The sequence below is a fragment of the Lysobacter niastensis genome, assembly GCF_015453285.1.
Classification (GTDB): Bacteria; Pseudomonadota; Gammaproteobacteria; order Xanthomonadales; family Xanthomonadaceae; genus Lysobacter_J; species Lysobacter_J niastensis.
Window position 1 is genome coordinate 219,502 of sequence record NZ_JADLZT010000002.1, and the last position, 15,349, is coordinate 234,850.

At 69.2% G+C, this 15,349-nt stretch carries 17 protein-coding genes; 2 read left to right on the top strand and 15 right to left on the bottom strand.

Going from position 1 to position 15,349, the window contains the following annotated elements; all coding sequences use genetic code 11:
* Positions 1-59 precede the first annotated feature (59 nt).
* Together IU514_RS03750 and IU514_RS03755 are read right to left on the bottom strand one after the other, a co-directional pair.
* Positions 60-596 carry a hypothetical protein gene (locus tag IU514_RS03750; protein WP_194929738.1) on the bottom strand — a complete coding sequence of 179 codons (537 nt, stop codon included), beginning with the start codon at positions 594-596 and terminating at the stop codon, positions 60-62.
* Positions 593-1,381, bottom strand: coding sequence for a DUF2092 domain-containing protein (locus IU514_RS03755; RefSeq protein ID WP_194929739.1), 789 nt, complete (start codon positions 1,379-1,381; stop codon positions 593-595). Before IU514_RS03755 ends, IU514_RS03750 begins: the two co-directional genes overlap by 4 nt.
* Before the next feature lie 450 nt (positions 1,382-1,831).
* On the opposite strand from IU514_RS03755, the gene IU514_RS03760 reads away from it, so the two are divergent.
* Both IU514_RS03760 and IU514_RS03765 read left to right on the top strand, forming a co-directional pair.
* Positions 1,832-2,686 carry an undecaprenyl-diphosphate phosphatase gene (locus IU514_RS03760; RefSeq protein ID WP_194929740.1) on the top strand — a complete coding sequence of 285 codons (855 nt, stop codon included), beginning with the start codon at positions 1,832-1,834 and terminating at the stop codon, positions 2,684-2,686.
* 76 nt (positions 2,687-2,762) lie between these two features.
* On the top strand, positions 2,763-3,569 hold the full coding sequence (locus tag IU514_RS03765; protein ID WP_194929741.1) for an META and DUF4377 domain-containing protein: 807 nt from the start codon (positions 2,763-2,765) through the stop codon (positions 3,567-3,569).
* A 43-nt stretch (positions 3,570-3,612) separates the two neighbouring features.
* Here the strand turns inward: IU514_RS03765 and IU514_RS03770 are convergent, their stop codons facing one another.
* From IU514_RS03770 to IU514_RS03830, 13 genes are all read right to left on the bottom strand, one after another.
* The gene (locus IU514_RS03770; RefSeq protein WP_194929742.1) at positions 3,613-4,239 is read right to left on the bottom strand and encodes a YbhB/YbcL family Raf kinase inhibitor-like protein; all 627 of its coding nucleotides are present in this window, start codon (positions 4,237-4,239) and stop codon (positions 3,613-3,615) included.
* Positions 4,240-4,303: 64 nt separating this feature from the next.
* Positions 4,304-6,376, bottom strand: a complete 2,073-nt coding sequence (locus tag IU514_RS03775) for a tetratricopeptide repeat protein (protein WP_194929743.1) — start codon at positions 6,374-6,376, stop codon at positions 4,304-4,306.
* Positions 6,377-6,457: 81 nt separating this feature from the next.
* A complete protein-coding gene (locus IU514_RS03780) occupies positions 6,458-7,462 on the bottom strand; it encodes a YheT family hydrolase (protein ID WP_194929744.1) in 1,005 nt (334 codons plus the stop codon).
* A gap of 61 nt (positions 7,463-7,523) precedes the next feature.
* Positions 7,524-8,378 carry a lysophospholipid acyltransferase family protein gene (locus tag IU514_RS03785; RefSeq protein ID WP_386760308.1) on the bottom strand — a complete coding sequence of 285 codons (855 nt, stop codon included), beginning with the start codon at positions 8,376-8,378 and terminating at the stop codon, positions 7,524-7,526.
* A complete protein-coding gene (locus tag IU514_RS03790) occupies positions 8,375-8,752 on the bottom strand; it encodes a hotdog fold thioesterase (RefSeq protein WP_228760495.1) in 378 nt (125 codons plus the stop codon). The genes IU514_RS03785 and IU514_RS03790 overlap by 4 nt, the downstream gene beginning before the upstream one ends.
* Positions 8,753-9,009: 257 nt before the next feature.
* Positions 9,010-9,204 (bottom strand): hypothetical protein, encoded by a 195-nt coding sequence (locus IU514_RS03795; RefSeq protein WP_194929746.1) that lies wholly within the window; start codon positions 9,202-9,204, stop codon positions 9,010-9,012.
* Positions 9,205-9,279: 75 nt separating this feature from the next.
* Positions 9,280-9,471: a hypothetical protein gene (locus tag IU514_RS03800; RefSeq protein WP_194929747.1), complete on the bottom strand. Its 192-nt coding sequence runs from the start codon at positions 9,469-9,471 to the stop codon at positions 9,280-9,282.
* A 55-nt stretch (positions 9,472-9,526) separates the two neighbouring features.
* A complete protein-coding gene (locus IU514_RS03805; RefSeq protein ID WP_194929748.1) occupies positions 9,527-9,721 on the bottom strand; it encodes a hypothetical protein in 195 nt (64 codons plus the stop codon).
* A 553-nt stretch (positions 9,722-10,274) separates the two neighbouring features.
* Complete coding sequence (locus IU514_RS03810) at positions 10,275-12,272, bottom strand: phospholipase D family protein (protein WP_324187775.1); 1,998 nt, start codon at positions 12,270-12,272, stop codon at positions 10,275-10,277.
* A complete protein-coding gene (locus IU514_RS03815; RefSeq protein WP_324187776.1) occupies positions 12,269-12,841 on the bottom strand; it encodes a YceI family protein in 573 nt (190 codons plus the stop codon). Before IU514_RS03815 ends, IU514_RS03810 begins: the two co-directional genes overlap by 4 nt.
* A complete protein-coding gene (locus IU514_RS03820; RefSeq protein WP_194929749.1) occupies positions 12,838-13,314 on the bottom strand; it encodes a SixA phosphatase family protein in 477 nt (158 codons plus the stop codon). Before IU514_RS03820 ends, IU514_RS03815 begins: the two co-directional genes overlap by 4 nt.
* Before the next feature lie 65 nt (positions 13,315-13,379).
* A complete protein-coding gene (locus tag IU514_RS03825) occupies positions 13,380-14,012 on the bottom strand; it encodes a ParA family protein (RefSeq protein ID WP_194929750.1) in 633 nt (210 codons plus the stop codon).
* A 63-nt stretch (positions 14,013-14,075) separates the two neighbouring features.
* Positions 14,076-15,212 (bottom strand): hypothetical protein, encoded by a 1,137-nt coding sequence (locus tag IU514_RS03830; RefSeq protein ID WP_194929751.1) that lies wholly within the window; start codon positions 15,210-15,212, stop codon positions 14,076-14,078.
* Positions 15,213-15,349: the final 137 nt, after the last annotated feature.

A 15,349-nucleotide genomic window follows, 5' to 3' on the forward strand; every position in this document is an offset into this window, starting at 1 on the left:
TCCGTCAGCACCGGCCGCGGACCACGCACTGCGCGCCGCGGCCGGAACCGTTGCCGTGATCACGGCGCGTTGACCACCACGTACTGGACCTGCGTGCCGGCGTACTGCGGCTGGTACCAGGTGCTGCCGCACTGCTGGTAGGCGATGCCGTTCACCACCGTGCTCACGCAACTGGGCGGCACGGAGTACACGATCGAGCCGATCGCAGCCGCGGTAACGGCTACGGCGGTCGTGACGGCCGCAGCGGCAGCGACTGGATGGTCGTCCCAGCCGTGGTTCCAGCCATTGTCGACGTCGATGTCGACTTCGTTGTGGATGTTGACGTCTCGGTTGATGTTGGTATTCCGGTTGACGTTGGTATTGCGGTTGACGTTCGTGGTGTTGCGATTGACGTTGGAACGATTGGCCTGGCCGCCACCGGACGGGCGGCTGGCCGCCGCCTGTCCACCACCGCCGCGCGCGGCGCCCGCATGGTTGACGCTCGTGCGCGCGCCACCGCGTGCCTCGGCATCGCCGCTCAGCGCAAGCAGACCCGCGGTGCCAGCGACGAAACCGGCGACCAGACCCAGCACCGGAATGCAGTAACGAATGTTCATGGCTTGCCCTCCTCGTCACCGGCGGCCGGCACATCCACTGCGACCAGTTGGATCCGCTTGGCGTCCTTGGGCGGCGTGAACGTGAAATTGGCATCGCTGAGCGACGGACTGGTGTTCCAGGTCAGCGTCGACGCGTATTGCGGGTGCGTCGGGTCGTCGGTGGTGGTGATCACCAGCCGGCGCGGCAACGGCTTGCTGCCAGCCTCGATCCAGACCTGCCAGTCCACGCCCTCCTGGCGGAACGCGTATTGCTCGGTGACGGTGCCACCGATGCGCGCGGGACCGACGAAGGTGGCCGACTTCAACGCCGAGGTGGGCGCGCGTTCGGTACCCCACAGGAACAGGTCCGCCAATGGAAACTCGATGTCGTACCGGTCGGCAGCGACGCCGAGCAGTTCCTTGATCGTCGGCGGCGCGTCGACGGTCGCGTAGTAATTGTTCTTGCTGCCGTACACGGTCAACGACTTGCCGTCGTAGAACAGCTGGCGCTCCTTGCGATCGGTCTTGATATCCATGTGCAGGCCGTTCGGCGTCCGCACCTTGTAATCGACGGTGCCCGGGAACTGCAGCTTCTCGCCGTCCTCCATGACGAGGTCGAGTGTCGAGTCGCCGTGCACGGTGAATGTCTTGAGACTGCGCAGGTACTTGCCCATCGCATCGAGCGCGGCCAGTGCCTTGGGTTCGACCGTCGCTGTCGACGTCGATGCCGATGCGTCCTGCGCATGGACGGCGGGCGCGGCCAGCAACGCCGCGCACAGCGCCAGGGTGAGTGGGGTGGAATGCATGGCGGTGGCTCTCCTCAAACGACGATGGTCCAAGGTGCCCGGTGGATGCCGGAGTGCCGCGGGGGCGATCCGGTAGTGCGGCGCGATCGTCTGCTCGCGCCGTGTGCGCCGGGGGATGCGCTGCACAGCGTTCGCGCATGGCGCACGCACTGCGTCGAGGCAATCGGCGACATGGTTGCCCGAGCGGGCGCCACTCCCTTCACCTCCGCTGCACGCCCATCCCTGGCGTCCCCGGCCGCCGATCGGCCGCGTGCCAACGCGCGCCGCCACCGACGAACCTTCACCGGCGAGCGCCGCCTTGCGCGTTCGTTGCTTGGAGTAACATTCGTGAAAGCCCTGTCGATAGGGCGTGAAGCGCGCGGCAAAGCCGCCCAGGCGGCCTTGCGAAGCCGCGGGGCGTATTCAGCCGAGTCGTCGCGCACTGCTTCCATTCAACGCGACGCATACCGCATGACCGATCTCATCGCCGCGCTGCTGCTCGGCATCATCGAAGGCATCACCGAGTTCCTGCCGATCTCCAGCACCGGCCACCTGCTGATCGCCGAGCGCTGGCTCGGTCATCGCTCCGATCTGTTCAACATCTCGATCCAGGCCGGCGCGATCCTCGCGGTCGTGCTGATCTACCGCCAGCGGCTGTGGGACCTGGCGATGTCGTTCACCGGCCGTCCGGCGCCCGCCGAGCACAGCCCGGCGCACATCGCCCTGACCGTGCCGGAGGAGCGCGACTACACGTTCAAGCTCGCGGCTGCGTTCGGCGTCACGGCCGTGCTGGGCGTGGTGGTGAAGAAGCTGGGCTTCGAGCTGCCCGACCAGGTCACTCCGATCGCATGGGCGCTGGTGCTGGGCGGCGTGTGGATGATCGCGGCAGAACATTTCGCCGCCAAGCGCGCCGCCGTGATGGGAGAGCGCACCCGGATCACCTGGACCGTGGCGATCCTGGTCGGCATCGCGCAGGTCGTCGCCGGCGTGTTCCCAGGCACCTCACGGTCGGGCGCGACGATCTTCATCGCGTTACTGGCCGGCACGACCTCGCGCGCCGCCGCGGCGGAGTTCACGTTCCTGGTGGGCATTCCGACCATGTTCGCCGCGACCGCCTACGAGCTGCTCGACGTGGTGCGCAGCGGCGAAGCGGCACACGAGGACTGGACCGCGCTCGCGGTGGCCTTCGCCGCTTCGACGATCACGGCCTTCATCGCCGTGAAGTGGCTGCTGCGCTACATCCAGACGCACCGTTTCACCGTGTTCGCGATCTATCGCTTCTTCCTCGGCGCGGCATTGCTGCTGCTGGTACCGGCGGGCAGCTGAACCACAAACTCCGGCACGACCGCGTCCCGACGCCGGCGCCGATACACTCCGGACCGGCTTCCCCGGGAGAAAGGACATGAAGCGGCTCGCGTTGCTGACCCTTCCGCTGGCTCTGGCGGCCTGCGCCAAGCCGGTGCACGACACGGACACGCCGCCTGCACCGGCAGCTGCAGCTGCGACGGCCGATGCCACCCTGCTCGGCGGCTACCACTGGAAGCTCGCCAACGCGGTCGACGCGCAGGGCCGGCGCATCGACGCCCTGTTCGTCAGGGCCGAACGTCCGGTGCAACTCGACTTCTCCGACGGACGTATCAGCGTGACCAACACATGCAATCGCATGGGCGGTGCCTACACGCTCGAAGGCGGACGACTGGCGATCCCGCGCATGGCCTCGACGATGATGGCGTGCGCCGATCCGAAGCTGATGGCGCTCGACAGGGAGGTCGGCATGCGCCTGGAGTCGCCGCAGGCACTGGCCGTTCAACGCGGCGATGTTCCGCAGCTGACCCTGACCTCGGCCAGCGGCGATGCGTTGACGTTCAACGGCGAGGCGACTGCGCAGACGCGCTACGGCGGCGCGGGCGAAACGGTGTTCATGGAAGTGGCGGCACAGCGCAAGCCGTGCAGCCACCCGCTGATCCGCGACATGCAGTGCCTGCAGGTGAGGGACGTGCACTACGACGAGCGTGGGCTGAAGACCGGCACGCCCGGACCGTGGCAGCCGCTGTACCAGGAGATCGAGGGGTACGAGCACACCGATGGCGTGCGCAACGTGTTGCGGCTGAAGCGCTACGATGTGCGCAACCCGCCAGCCGACGCATCCTCGGTGGCCTACGTGCTCGACATGGTCGTGGAGTCGGAGACGGTCCGCGAAGGCAAGTAATCGCGGTGCCTGAAGCCGGAAGCCCAGCTCGTCGACGCTGGGCTCAGTCCTTCACTGCCGGGTTGAGCGAGTAGGTGCCGTGGATCGCCGCCTCGGCCAGCACATGCCCGTGCATGGCTGCGAACACGTCGGCGGCGCTGAACTTCTCCGGCAGCGGCAGGCGCTCGACGTCGAGCGCAAACAGGCGGAAGAAGTAACGGTGCAGGCGCAGGTCGTTGGGCGGCGGGAACGGGCCGTCGTAGCCCTGCCAGTCGCCCGACATCGATGCATCGCCTGCGAACCAGCCGGTGTAGTCGTTCAGGCCCTGGCGCGAACCTGCCGGACCCGACGGATTGCGCTTGCCGTGAGGCACCACGCCATCGCTGCAGCTGCCGGCGGCGATCTCGCGCACGGCGGCGCCAATGTCGGCCACGGCCCAGTGCACGAAATCGCAGCGCGGCTGGTCGGACGGGATCAGCACGCCCTCCTTGCCGACCATCTCGGGCACCGTCGGCACATCGGGATCGATGCACAGCAGCGCGAACGACTTCGTACCGTCCGGTACGCCATCCCACGCCAGGTGTGGATTGCGGTTCGGTGCGAAACCGAAGCCGTCGGCCGTGGCCTGGCCGGCGGCGAACTCGGCCGGAATGCGGTGGCGATGTTCGAAGCTGTCACTGCGGATCTGCATTGCGATCTCCGACGATGGAACTACCTCACACCAACCCCTCTCCCGGTGGGAGAGGGGCTTCACGTCAAGCGGCCGGATAGCCCATGCGCTGCGCCACCGGGGACAGCAGCGCGAATGCCTCGGCCAGCGGGCCGGCGTACTTGCGCCAGTGGCCGGGCTCGAAGCGCTGCGGACCGAGCGCCTGCTGCGGCGCGGCGGCGATGCTGATCTGCAGCGCATCGGCGATGGCCTGGCCGATACCCATCGGCTGGTCGGCGATCTCGTCGAGCTTGATCAGGCGGTGCGGGTACAGGTTCTGCTCGTGCAGGTCGGCGAGCTGCTCCAGCGACTGCGCCATCCAGCGTGCGGCGACCACCGGCGATTCCAGCGCGAACGGCGCAGGCGCACCGAAGGCGAGCCAGTCCAGCAGCATGTCGCGCGGATCGCGGATCACCGCCATCAGCACCGCGTCGCCCAGATGCGGGCGCAGCGCGCGCAACATCGCGTTGTCCCAGAACAGCAGCCAGTCGAAGATGTTGCCGTCCTGGATCTCGCGCGACGGCAGCAGGTCGCGCCACTGCGAGACCAGGGCTTCGCCGTCGGCCGCGCCCGAATCGAGCATGGTCACGGTGTCGTAGCGCTGGAACAGGTCGTTCGGCGGCCTCGAGGCGAAACGGTCGGCGCGCAGCGGCCCGGCGGCCATGTCGAAGGTGACCGCGACGCGTTCGACCAGCGAACCGGGCAGGCCCCACAGCAGCAGCACGCCCTTCGGCGCGTCCGACAACGGCGCCAGCTCCGGCCAGTCGCCGGTGCGGGTGCTGGTCGGCGGCAGCGGCAGACGGTTCGGTGCCGCTTCGGCCTGCAACTCGACCCACGTTTCCGCGGCGGCGGCGTGGTGCCCGGCGTTGTCGAGCACGCGGCCGAGCAACTGGCGCAGGTTGCGCTTGACGGCTGCGTCCGGTGCGCGGCTGATCAGGCTTTCGACGCGGCTCACGGCACCTTCCGGATCGCGCTGCATCAGGTGGTCGACCACGCGCATCTCGGCCTGGGTGTGGCCCGGCTCGAGTTCGGTGATGCGCCAGGCGATCGCTTCGGCCTGCTCTGCCTCGCCCGCCTGCTGGTGGATCGTCGCCATCGCCTGCATGGCCTGGATCGATTCCGGCATCGCCTGCAGCCAGCGCTCGACCACGTTGCGGGCACCGGCTTCGGCAAACGGCTCGAACAGCAGGCGCGCGTGCCACAGGTCGGCGGCCTGCGGATGCTCGGTCAGCGCGGTATCGAGCGTGTCGCGCGCTTCGTCCTCGGCACCGAGACGGCGCCAGGCCTCGCACAGCGCGACCACCGGACGACGGGCCTCAGGCTGCGCCGCGAATGCCGGACGCAGCACCGCCAGCGCACGCTCGTTGCGGCCGGCGGCGAGTTCGAGCTCACCCACGACCACCTGCAGGGCCGGCGTCGCATGACCGCCTTCGAGCAGCGGCGCGAGTTCGTCCGCGGCTTCGGCGGGGCGGCCTTGGCGCGCGACGATGTCGGCGACCAGCGCGCGCAGCGGACGCGAGGACGGATTGGCTTCGAGCAGACGGCGGAACGCCTGCTCGGCGAAGGCCAGGTGGCCCTTGGCGAGGTAGGCGAAGCCGAGCGAGTGACGCAGCTGCGCGTCGTCCGGCGCACGCTCGGCGGCGCGGCTGAGGATGCCCAGCGCCTTGTCGGCATCGCCGCGGCGCAACGCGAGCGTGCCTTCGACGGCGGACACGTGCGGATGATCCGGCGCGATGCGCGAAGCGATGCGGACGATACGCTCGGCTTCGTCGAGGTCGCCGCGGCCCAGCGCCAGCTGCGCCTGCACGATGTAGGCGGGGAACTGGTTCGGATCGAGACCCACGGCGCGGGCAAGCGCGGCCTGGGCTTCGTCGAGCTGGCGCTCCTGCAGCAGCAGGCCGGCACGTTCCAGGTGCAGGTTGGCATCGTCCGGCGCCAGGGCGATGGCCTGGTCGATGGCGGCGACGGAGCCCTCGCGGTCGCCATCCAGGCGCAGTGCCGCGGCCAGCAGGCGGTGCGAGGTGGCATCTTCTGGCTGGGCGGCGACGGCCTCGCGCGCGGCGGCCAGCGCTTCGGAGGCGGCACCACGACGCAGGGCGTCGATAATCGGTTGATACATGGACGGCTCGAAATACGGACGAAACCGCGATTGTAGCGGTGCCGTGCAGCCGCTGCGGAGGTTCCGGAGCCCGCGCCCTGCTCAGCCGGCCGCGTCTTCCATGCGTTGGGCGATCCAGCGCTCGGCGAAACCGTCCAGGCGGGCGCTTTCCAGGAATCCGCAGTGGCCGCCCCACGGCGAGATCTCCAGCCGCGCCGATTCGGGCAGTCGCAGCGCGCGGAATGCGTCGACCGGAATCACCGGGTCGTCCTGTGCCATCAGGATGCTGGCCGGCACCTGCAGCCCGGCCAGGCGTTCGCCGGCGATCGAATACCCGTCGAAGTAGCGCTCCAGCGAGCCGAAATCGGTGTGGCGCTCGACCATCCACTGGGTCAGCGGCCGCATGCGCAGGCCCAGGACACGGTCGTCGAATGCGTGCGTCTGCGGGAACAGTTCGCGCTTGCGGACCAGCGAGGCCCGCCATTTGCGCTCGAAATACCACATGTAGACGGCCAGCCCCTGCTCCATCGCGTCCATCGTCCGCGAGGGGTCGAGCACCGGGCAGACCGCGGCGACATGCGCCAACGCCAGGCCAGCGCCAGGTGCGCGCAATGCCAGGCGCAGCGCGAAATTGCCGCCGAGCGAATAGCCCGCCACCGACATCGGCCGGTCCGGGAAGCGCCGGGCGACATCGCAGGCCGCATGGACGACCTCGTCGATGCGGTTGGAGTGGAACAGACCCTCGTTCAGGTCGTGGGTGTCGCCGTGGTCGCGGAAGTTCAGCCGGAACACGTCGAAGCCACGCTGCAGCAGCTGCGCCGCGGTCAGGCGCATGTAGCTGGAATCGACGCTGCCCTCCCAGCCGTGCAGCAGCAGCACCATGCCGCGCGCGTTGGTGCCGGGGACGGTGCTGTGCAGACCCTGCAGGCGGACGCCATCGCCGCCATCGATCAGGTACGGCCGGGTCACGGCGCCCAGGCGGCCGAGGATGCGCTCGCCGTGGCGGCGCCGCAGCAGGCTGGTGCCCAGCAGCGACTGCACGTGCGGATTGCGCAGCCAACGCGGCGGACGGTAGTCGGCGGCGGTCAGCGTGCCCGGATTCACCATGGGCGGGACGATAGCCCGTGAAATTCGAGTGGTCGCACTAGCCAACGCCCGGTCCCCACAGTCAGCTGGTCATTGCCTCGACGATGCGCTGGCGGGCCAGCTCGGCGATGCGGCGGCGGCCATCGGTCTCGCCGGGCATGATCGGTTCGAGGAAATGGATCTCGGCGAGGCGCTGCGGTTCTCCGAGCAGTCGCACGAAATTGCCCATGAAGCTCTCGCCCTTCTGGAACGCGACCACCTGCTGTGCGTTGCCGTCCTGGCCGTAGCGCAGCGCGACCGGCTGTACCGGCACACCGGCCTCGACCGCGGCCAGGAAGATGCGCGCATGGAACGGGCCGATCTCGCCGCCACCCCGCGTGCCGCCCTCGGGGAACACGCCGACCGAACGGCCATTGCGCAGCCGCGCCAGCATTTCGTGCAGCACACCGCCGAGCGATTCGGTGCTGCCGCGGTGATGGAAGATCGTCTCGCCGCGCGCGGCCAGCCAGCCGACGACGGGCCAGCTCTCGATTTCGCGCTTGGCGACGAAGCCCATCATGCGCTGGCTGTGCAGCGTCTCGATGTCGATCCAGCTGACGTGGTTGGCGACGAACATCGCCGCACCCGGCAGCGGCTCGCCGTAACGGCGCAGGCGGAAGCCGAACACGCGCAGGAGTCCGGCCGACCAGGCGCGGATGGCGCGGTGCTCCAGGGTCTCGTTGCCGACGCGCAGGTTGCGCGTGACCGGCGTGGTCAGCAGCAGCGTCAGCGGCAGGTCGATGACGACATGCCACAGCAGCAGCGGGACACGGATCAGGTAGCGGAGCGCGCGCGCGACCGGCGCGTCGGCATGCGCGGTCGCGCCGGTGTGGGGTGACGGCGCATTCATTGCGGAAACGATACCGAAGCGCCGGGCGACCGGCCAGCGCGGAATCATGGACGCGGCATGACCGCGAGGGTCAGGCGCGAGATGCAGACCATGCGGCCGCGTTCATCCTCGATGCGGATCTCCCAGACCTGGGTGCGGCCACCGACGTGCAGCGGCCGCGCGGTGCCGGTGACGATGCCTTCGCGCGCGCCGCGCAGGTGGTTGGCATTGATCTCGATACCGACGCAGATCTCGTCTTCGCGGATGCAGAGCATCCCGGACATGCTGCCGAGCGTCTCGGCCAGCAGCACGGAGGCGCCGCCGTGGAGCAGCCCGTACGGCTGCCGGGTGCGAGCGTCGACCGGCATGGTGGCGCGCAGGTAGTCGGGGCCGATCTCGGTGAAGGCGATGCCGAGCGCTTCCATGGCCGTGCCCTTGGCCATCGCATTGACCGCGTCGAGCGTGGTGGGACGGAACAGCGGCTGGGCCGCGTCGGGGGGAGTCGTCGTGGTCATCGCGCCACGATAGCGGAGGCTGCCGGCCGATGCATTCGATGATTCATCCAGTATGGCCTTCGTGCTGCCAATTGCGATGAATGACCGTTAACAGGTGGGCATCGTCCAACAAGAAAGATCCCCGCGGCCGACGCGCCTGAAGCCGGGGTGGCGCGTCGGACCGCGGGGCGGAGGAACTGGTCGGATCAGGCGCAGCGGAAGCGGATCTGCGCCCAGTCGGTGGTGTAGCGGCGGGTGCAGCCATAACCGCTGCTCCGGCCGTAGCCGATGCCGAAGTCACGTTCGCGGCGAACCAGGCGGTCGGCAGCCGGGGCGTTGACCGGGGCGCGAGCGGGAAGCGGCTGGACGGTGGACAGTTCGGTGCGGAGCAGGGCGTTCATGGCGAAATCCTTGGGGCCCTCGGGCCGGTGTTTCAGAGATCCGCCGGACGGCTGGATCTCAGGAGTTGAAGCGGATCAGGCGCAACGGAAGCGGGTCTGGGCCCAGTCGCTGGTGTAGCGGCGGGTGCAGCCATAACCGCTGCTGCGGCCGTAGCCGATGCCGAAGTCACGTTCGCGGCGAACCAGGCGGTTGGCGGCCGGGGCAGCCGGGGCGCGGGCCGGAAGCGGCTTGGCGTTGAAGAGATTGGTGAGGAGCGAGGCGTTCATGTCGGGATCCTTGGGGGGAGAGGACGCAGGGACGAAGATGTGTGGGGTTGCGGACTCAGACGCAGCGGAAACGCGCGGGGGCCCACTGGTCGGTGTAGCGGCGCTGGCTGGCATAGCCACTGCTGTTGCCATAGCCGACGCCGAAATCGCGTTCGCGATGGACGTGGCGGACCGGGGAAGCAGCCACTGCCGCGGCTACCGCGCGACTCGGGCTGGAGTTGGTCGACTGCAGGTTGCGGGAGGCGTTCATGGTGGTGTCCTGGCGGGGTGTGAACTGGTGTGTTGGTAAAGTACAACACCACTTCGATATTGACATGGGCCGGAAGTCACCCCACCGAAGTACTAGTCCTGATTCTGGTCGGCGGGGCGGGCACAACATCGGAACACCCATAGAGATGGGCCCCAAGGGCAATCGGTTGCCATGACTGACGACAGGGGGTGAGGCGAGCCACTGGCTCGCGCATCGCCGAACGCCGCCGCGCCATGCGCGGTGGCCGGGAAAAAGGCGGAGCCGCCTGCGAGCCACTGGCTCGCGCCCCGCCGAACGCCACCGCCACGCGCGGTGGCCGGGAAAAAGGCGGAGCCGCCTGCGAGCCACTGGCTCGCGCCCTGCCGAACGCCGCCGCGCCATGCGCGGTGGCCGGGAAAGGGCGATGCTGCTTGCGAGCCACTGGCTCGCGCCACGCCGAACGCCGCCGCGCCATGCGCGGTGGCCGGGGAAGGATCTGGGCGGAATGCGTGCTTTCGGGACGCGGGCGGCGCCCGGCCTCACGTCGCGGCTGAAGCCGCTCCCACTACAGCGATCAGAGGATCGGTGCCAGTCCCGCGCCGAAGGCGGTGAAGATGCGCGTGGTCAGGCCCTTGAGGCCGAGGTCGACTTCGGGGAAGTCGCCGACCGGGCGGTAGCAGGCACGAAAGCCAGGATCGCTCGGCAGCAACGGCTGCGGGCACGCCGGTCCCGGCACGAACTCGTAGCTGGTGGCATAGCGCACCGGCCAGAAGTCGAACACCGGCATCGCCTCGAACATCTTGCCGACCGAGTAGTCCAGCCCCGAGAACACCGGCGGCTTGTCGCGCCGCGCGATGACCCACGAATTGGCCGGTGCGATGTCGCGGTGGATGCTCGCCGCCAGGGCCTTGGCGAAGGTCTCGTCCTCGATCACGACCGCGCTTTCGGTGTTGTAGTGGTCGCCGCGCGGGTCGAAGTTGTGCGTACCGACGACGCCGATGCGCTCGTCGATCACCAGCGACTTGGCGTGCATGCCGATGCGCACGCCGGCACGCTTCAGCGGCACCGGCCAGTTGGCCTTGCTCGAGCCCGCGCGCAGCACCGTGCCCTCGCGCGACAGCGCGCGGCGGTAGTGGTCGCGGCCGACCACGCTGCGCCGGTCGTACTGCTGGCGCAGCTCGCGATGCGTCTGCTGCCGCGATTCCTGCGACAGTTCCTGCGAGAGTTCCTGCGCCTCCACGGAAGCCTCGGCCGCGGGCGGCTCGGGTTCCGGCAGCGGCGCCCCGGTGGCGGCGATGTCGATCGGCGCGTCGAGCGGGAACGGCTTGTACTCGAAGATGTTGAAGCCGAATTCGCGCAGGTAGCGGCGCTTGTACTTGTAGGACAGCGCGTAGGCGATGAAGGCGTCGGTCGCGGCGAGGCTGTTGGTGGAAATGATCACGCGCGGGCGGTTGGGACGCTGGCGCAGTTGCCGGAACATGTCCTGCGCGGCGTCCGACAGCACCAGGTAAGGCGTCTGCATCAGCACTTCCTGCTGCGCCGACTCGATCAGCCCGCGCAGCGAATCCGACGCCACCGCCGCGCTCTGCGCATCGGCGCGATGCTTCTCGGGCGTGTCGGAGATGTAGCGCACCTCACCGACCTGCAGAGCATGATCGGCGAGGCGGCTGCGCACCAGCGTGGCGTCGTCGGCGTCCCGGCGCATCGCCTCGGCGCGCTGCGGCCGCTCGAACGTCAGCTGCGGCAGCGGCGGCACGCCGTTCTTCAGCAGGCTGCCGCCGACGTCGGTCAGGCGTTCGGCCGGCACGCTGCGACGGTCGTTCCAGAACAGCGTGAAGTCCGCCGCCATTTCGTGCGCCACCGGGCCGGCGACGAGCAGGTCGCGGTCGCGGAAGTTGTACTCGTCGTCCCAGTCGTAATAGTCGTCCTGGTAGTTGCGGCCGCCGGTGATGCCTACCGCACCGTCGACCAGCATCAGCTTGGTGTGCATGCGCTGGTTGAGGCGGCTCCAGCAGCACACCACCGCCCACGCATATTGCGGGTAGGTGATGCGTGCGCGTCCGAGCACGGGGCTGTACAGGCGCATCTCGAAGTTCGCGTGCGCGGCGGACACCGCGGCCAGCGTGTCGACATGCTTGAGCGCGGACAACTGGTCGATCAGCAGGCGCACCCGCACCCCGCGGCGGGCGGCGCTCAACAGTTCGTCGAGCACGAGCCGGCCGGCGTCGTCCTCGTCGAAGATGTAGGTCTGGACATCGATCGTGGTGGTGGCGCTGCGGATCAGGTTGATGCGCGCCAGCAGCGCATCCGGGCCACGGTCGATGATCAGCGCGTAGTGCCGGGGCGCCTCCGGAGTGGATTCGGCGAAGGCCCGGGCGGCGAGTTCGCGCAGCGGCGAAGGCCGGGCACAGGCGTCGGGTTCGTGGCAATCGATCTGCTGCGAACGCGCCTGCGCGACCAGTTCGGTGGCGCGGTCGCGCTTCGCGTTCGAGAACGACGCGCAACCGGACACGGCCAGCAGCGCGACCGCCGCCACGACGGCGCGCGCGGTTGGGCCCCACCTCCCGCTCACGGCGCCTCCTGCCTCACCCGCACCCGCATCGTGAAGCGGACGCGATCGGTCAGCGCGAACTGCCAGCCGTCGAGGGCGTAATCGTTGCGGCGCACGCTGCCGTAGGCGACGACATCGCAGTCGCGGCCGGGACGGGCACAGGTGGCCGGCATCACATTGAAGGTTTCGACGCGGCTGATGCCGTGCATGGTCAGGCGGCCGCGCAGTCGGCCGCCTTCGGTCGCCAGGGCGGCCGGATGCGGATCGGACAGGAACTCCACGACCGGGAAACGCGCCGCATCGAAGAAGCGCTCGCCGCGCGCCATGTGGGTATAGCGCTCGGAATTGCCGACCACGAGCGAATCGACCGCCAGCACGATATGCACCTGGTGGCGTCCGTCCGGCAGCACCCGCAACTCGCCGTCATAACGCGGGAACACGCCGAGCACGCGCTGTCCCCAGCGCGTGCGCATCTCGAAGTTGAACAGGGTGTGGGCCGGATCGAAATGGGACGTTGCGGTCTGCGCGATTCCGGTTCCGGCCAGCAGGCACAGCACCGACAAGGCGATCAGCCGCAGCTTCGCCCTCACGGCCACCAGAAGGCGCTGAGCTGCGCCACGCCCGGCTCCAGGCTCGTCCCGCCCGGCACCGACAGCACGGCGATGCCGCCCGGCGGCATGCCGCGGTAGTCGCCGGACTGGCCGCTGTGCAGCAACGCTGCCAGCCGCTCCATGCCCGGATTGTGGCCGACCAGCATCAGCCGCTCGACCTCGGGGTGGGTGTCGGCGATGGCGATCAGCGTGCCCGGGGTGGCGTCGTAGATGGCCGGCTCGATGCGCTGGTCGACGTAGCCGATCGCGCCCAGCACTGCCTCCAGCGTCTCGCGCGTGCGCCGCGACGGCGAGCACAGGATGCAGTCGGGGACCAGCTTGTTCTCGGCAAGCCATCGGCCGGCGGCCTCCGCTTCAGCCAGCCCTTCAGCCGACAGCGGGCGGTCAAGGTCGGCCTGGCCGTTTCCGGCGGGCTCAGCATGGGCATGGCGCAGCAGGATCAGTTCACGCATTCGCGTACGGCCTCGTCGTCGTTGCGCCATTTTATCGGCTGGGATGCCCTGTGGATCAGCCTTTGTCAGGCCTTGCGCAGCCACTTCAGCAAGGGCTGCCAATCGTCCTGGTGCTCTCGCACCTGCGCCGAGTGGTAGTCGAACAGGCTTTTGCCCAGCGCGGTCAGCATCACGTAGGCCTGGCTGTCGCGCAGCTGCGACACCACCGGATAGGGCCACGCCTTGAGCAGCTCGACCGTCTGCTGCGAGGCGTTGGTCCACGGCTTGAGCTTGTTGCCGACCAGGCCGACGCGCAGCTCGCCCTTGCGAACGCGGGCGTGCCGGGCCAGCGTGTCCAGGAACGGCACGGTCGCCTCGATATCCAGCACCGACGGCTGTACCGGCACCACCACCGCGTCGGCGATCTCGAGGAAGTGTTCGAGGTCGCCCGCCATCGCGCCGGCCGGCGCGTCGATCACCAGGCGCTGGGTGTCTTCGGGCAGGCCCTTGACCCACGCCTTGCGGCGTGTGCCGTCGAGCGGCAGCACCGCCGTTTGCATGCCGGCGCGGCGCTGCGCCCAGCGCGTCGAGGAACCCTGCGGGTCGGCATCGACCAGGGCGGTGTTCAGCCCGTCCACTGCCGACTGCGCCGCGAGATGGGTGGCGATCGTGGTCTTGCCCACGCCCCCCTTGGAACTGGCCACCAGCACGGTCTTCATGCGAGCTCCTTCCAGACGGAGCCTGCAGCCTACACCCGGTTCGTGCAGGCGGTCACCACGGCCTCAATGTCCCGGCATGCGGTGGCCGGTGATCACCAGGGCGCGCTCACCGGGTGCCCGCGGCAGCCAGTCCGGTGGCGCCTGCGTCAGTCCCTCGCGTGCCAGCAGCGATTGCAGCGCCCCAACCTCGCCCTGCGCCCACGTCGAACGCACGAATGCCAGATCCTGCCCCACTCGCGCATAACCCTCTGTTCGCAGCCACAGGAACTGCCGGTACTGCTCGCGCCAGGCCGTATTCGCCGGCGTCCCGGCGGTCATCTGGACGATGCCGCCCAGTGCGAAGCCGCGATCGAGCATGTCGCTTGCGCTTGCCAGTTGCGTCAGCACGGCCCGGCAATCGCCCGACGTGGCCGCGTCGATGCGCGGATTGCCCCAGCAGAGCCTTGCGAGCGGAGCGTAGTAGGGGGCCGCGAGGGCCGCAGCCACGGCGGCGACGTTGAGGACCCGCACGTCGTCATCGCTTGGCGGGCGCTTCAGTTCCAGCTGCTGCCGCTGCGCCTCGGCCACCGCCTGGCTCCTCGGGGGAATGGGCAGATCGCGGACGGCCTGCCACAGCATGGACACGGTCTCTTCGCGGTGGTTGTCATGATGGGACGCCTGCGCAGCGAGGGTCAGGTATTCGGCCGCCGCGGCCATGTCGTCCCGCATCACGGCGCCATCCATCGCCAGCAGCCAGGTCGCGGCGTTGTGCGGATCCAGCCGCTGCAACGTCGCCTGCGTCGCGGCGCTGTCGCAGGAGGACGCCGCCAACGCGCAGTACTTGGTCAGGTGCCAGGCAGCCAGCGCGTTGTCGGGGTGTTCGCGCAGCAACTGCGCCAGCCGCTCGTACGGGGAGCCGCCTTCATCACCGGACAACAGCGTCGCGGCAAGGCGATCGTTCACATCGCCGCTCTGCCACAGCCGCTGCAGGTACTGGCGACGTGCGGACGCCATCGCCAGTTGCCACTGCTCCGCCTCGGCATGCGTCGATGCGCGAGCCGGCCGCGTGCCCGCATGCGTCGCCGCGGCCGAGGCCGCAGCGGCGGGCACCGTGTTCGTCGGATTCCCTGATGCGACGGCGCCTTCCTGTCCGGGCACGCGCTGGCATCCGGCTGACAACGCCGCGACAAGAAGACCCACTACCACCCATTCCCTGGCCATCGCGCCCCCGCTCCATGCATCCCCTGCCCAGCCTACCGTCACTCGCGCCCGCAGGCGTGACCCGTCGCGGCGGCGATCCTGAGCAGCCACGGCGGTCCTCACCGCCGATCGCATTGCCTATCATCGCGACACGAACA

Coding starts and splice junctions, on each gene's coding strand:
- IU514_RS03750 (WP_194929738.1), bottom strand. CDS start 596: ATGAACATTCGTTACTGCATTCCGGTGCTGGGTCTGGTCGCCGGTTTC.
- IU514_RS03755 (WP_194929739.1), bottom strand. CDS start 1,381: ATGCATTCCACCCCACTCACCCTGGCGCTGTGCGCGGCGTTGCTGGCC.
- IU514_RS03760 (WP_194929740.1), top strand. CDS start 1,832: ATGACCGATCTCATCGCCGCGCTGCTGCTCGGCATCATCGAAGGCATC.
- IU514_RS03765 (WP_194929741.1), top strand. CDS start 2,763: ATGAAGCGGCTCGCGTTGCTGACCCTTCCGCTGGCTCTGGCGGCCTGC.
- IU514_RS03770 (WP_194929742.1), bottom strand. CDS start 4,239: ATGCAGATCCGCAGTGACAGCTTCGAACATCGCCACCGCATTCCGGCC.
- IU514_RS03775 (WP_194929743.1), bottom strand. CDS start 6,376: ATGTATCAACCGATTATCGACGCCCTGCGTCGTGGTGCCGCCTCCGAA.
- IU514_RS03780 (WP_194929744.1), bottom strand. CDS start 7,462: ATGGTGAATCCGGGCACGCTGACCGCCGCCGACTACCGTCCGCCGCGT.
- IU514_RS03785 (WP_386760308.1), bottom strand. CDS start 8,378: ATGATTCCGCGCTGGCCGGTCGCCCGGCGCTTCGGTATCGTTTCCGCA.
- IU514_RS03790 (WP_228760495.1), bottom strand. CDS start 8,752: ATGGCCAAGGGCACGGCCATGGAAGCGCTCGGCATCGCCTTCACCGAG.
- IU514_RS03795 (WP_194929746.1), bottom strand. CDS start 9,204: ATGAACGCCCTGCTCCGCACCGAACTGTCCACCGTCCAGCCGCTTCCC.
- IU514_RS03800 (WP_194929747.1), bottom strand. CDS start 9,471: ATGAACGCCTCGCTCCTCACCAATCTCTTCAACGCCAAGCCGCTTCCG.
- IU514_RS03805 (WP_194929748.1), bottom strand. CDS start 9,721: ATGAACGCCTCCCGCAACCTGCAGTCGACCAACTCCAGCCCGAGTCGC.
- IU514_RS03820 (WP_194929749.1), bottom strand. CDS start 13,314: ATGCGTGAACTGATCCTGCTGCGCCATGCCCATGCTGAGCCCGCCGGA.
- IU514_RS03825 (WP_194929750.1), bottom strand. CDS start 14,012: ATGAAGACCGTGCTGGTGGCCAGTTCCAAGGGGGGCGTGGGCAAGACC.
- IU514_RS03830 (WP_194929751.1), bottom strand. CDS start 15,212: ATGGCCAGGGAATGGGTGGTAGTGGGTCTTCTTGTCGCGGCGTTGTCA.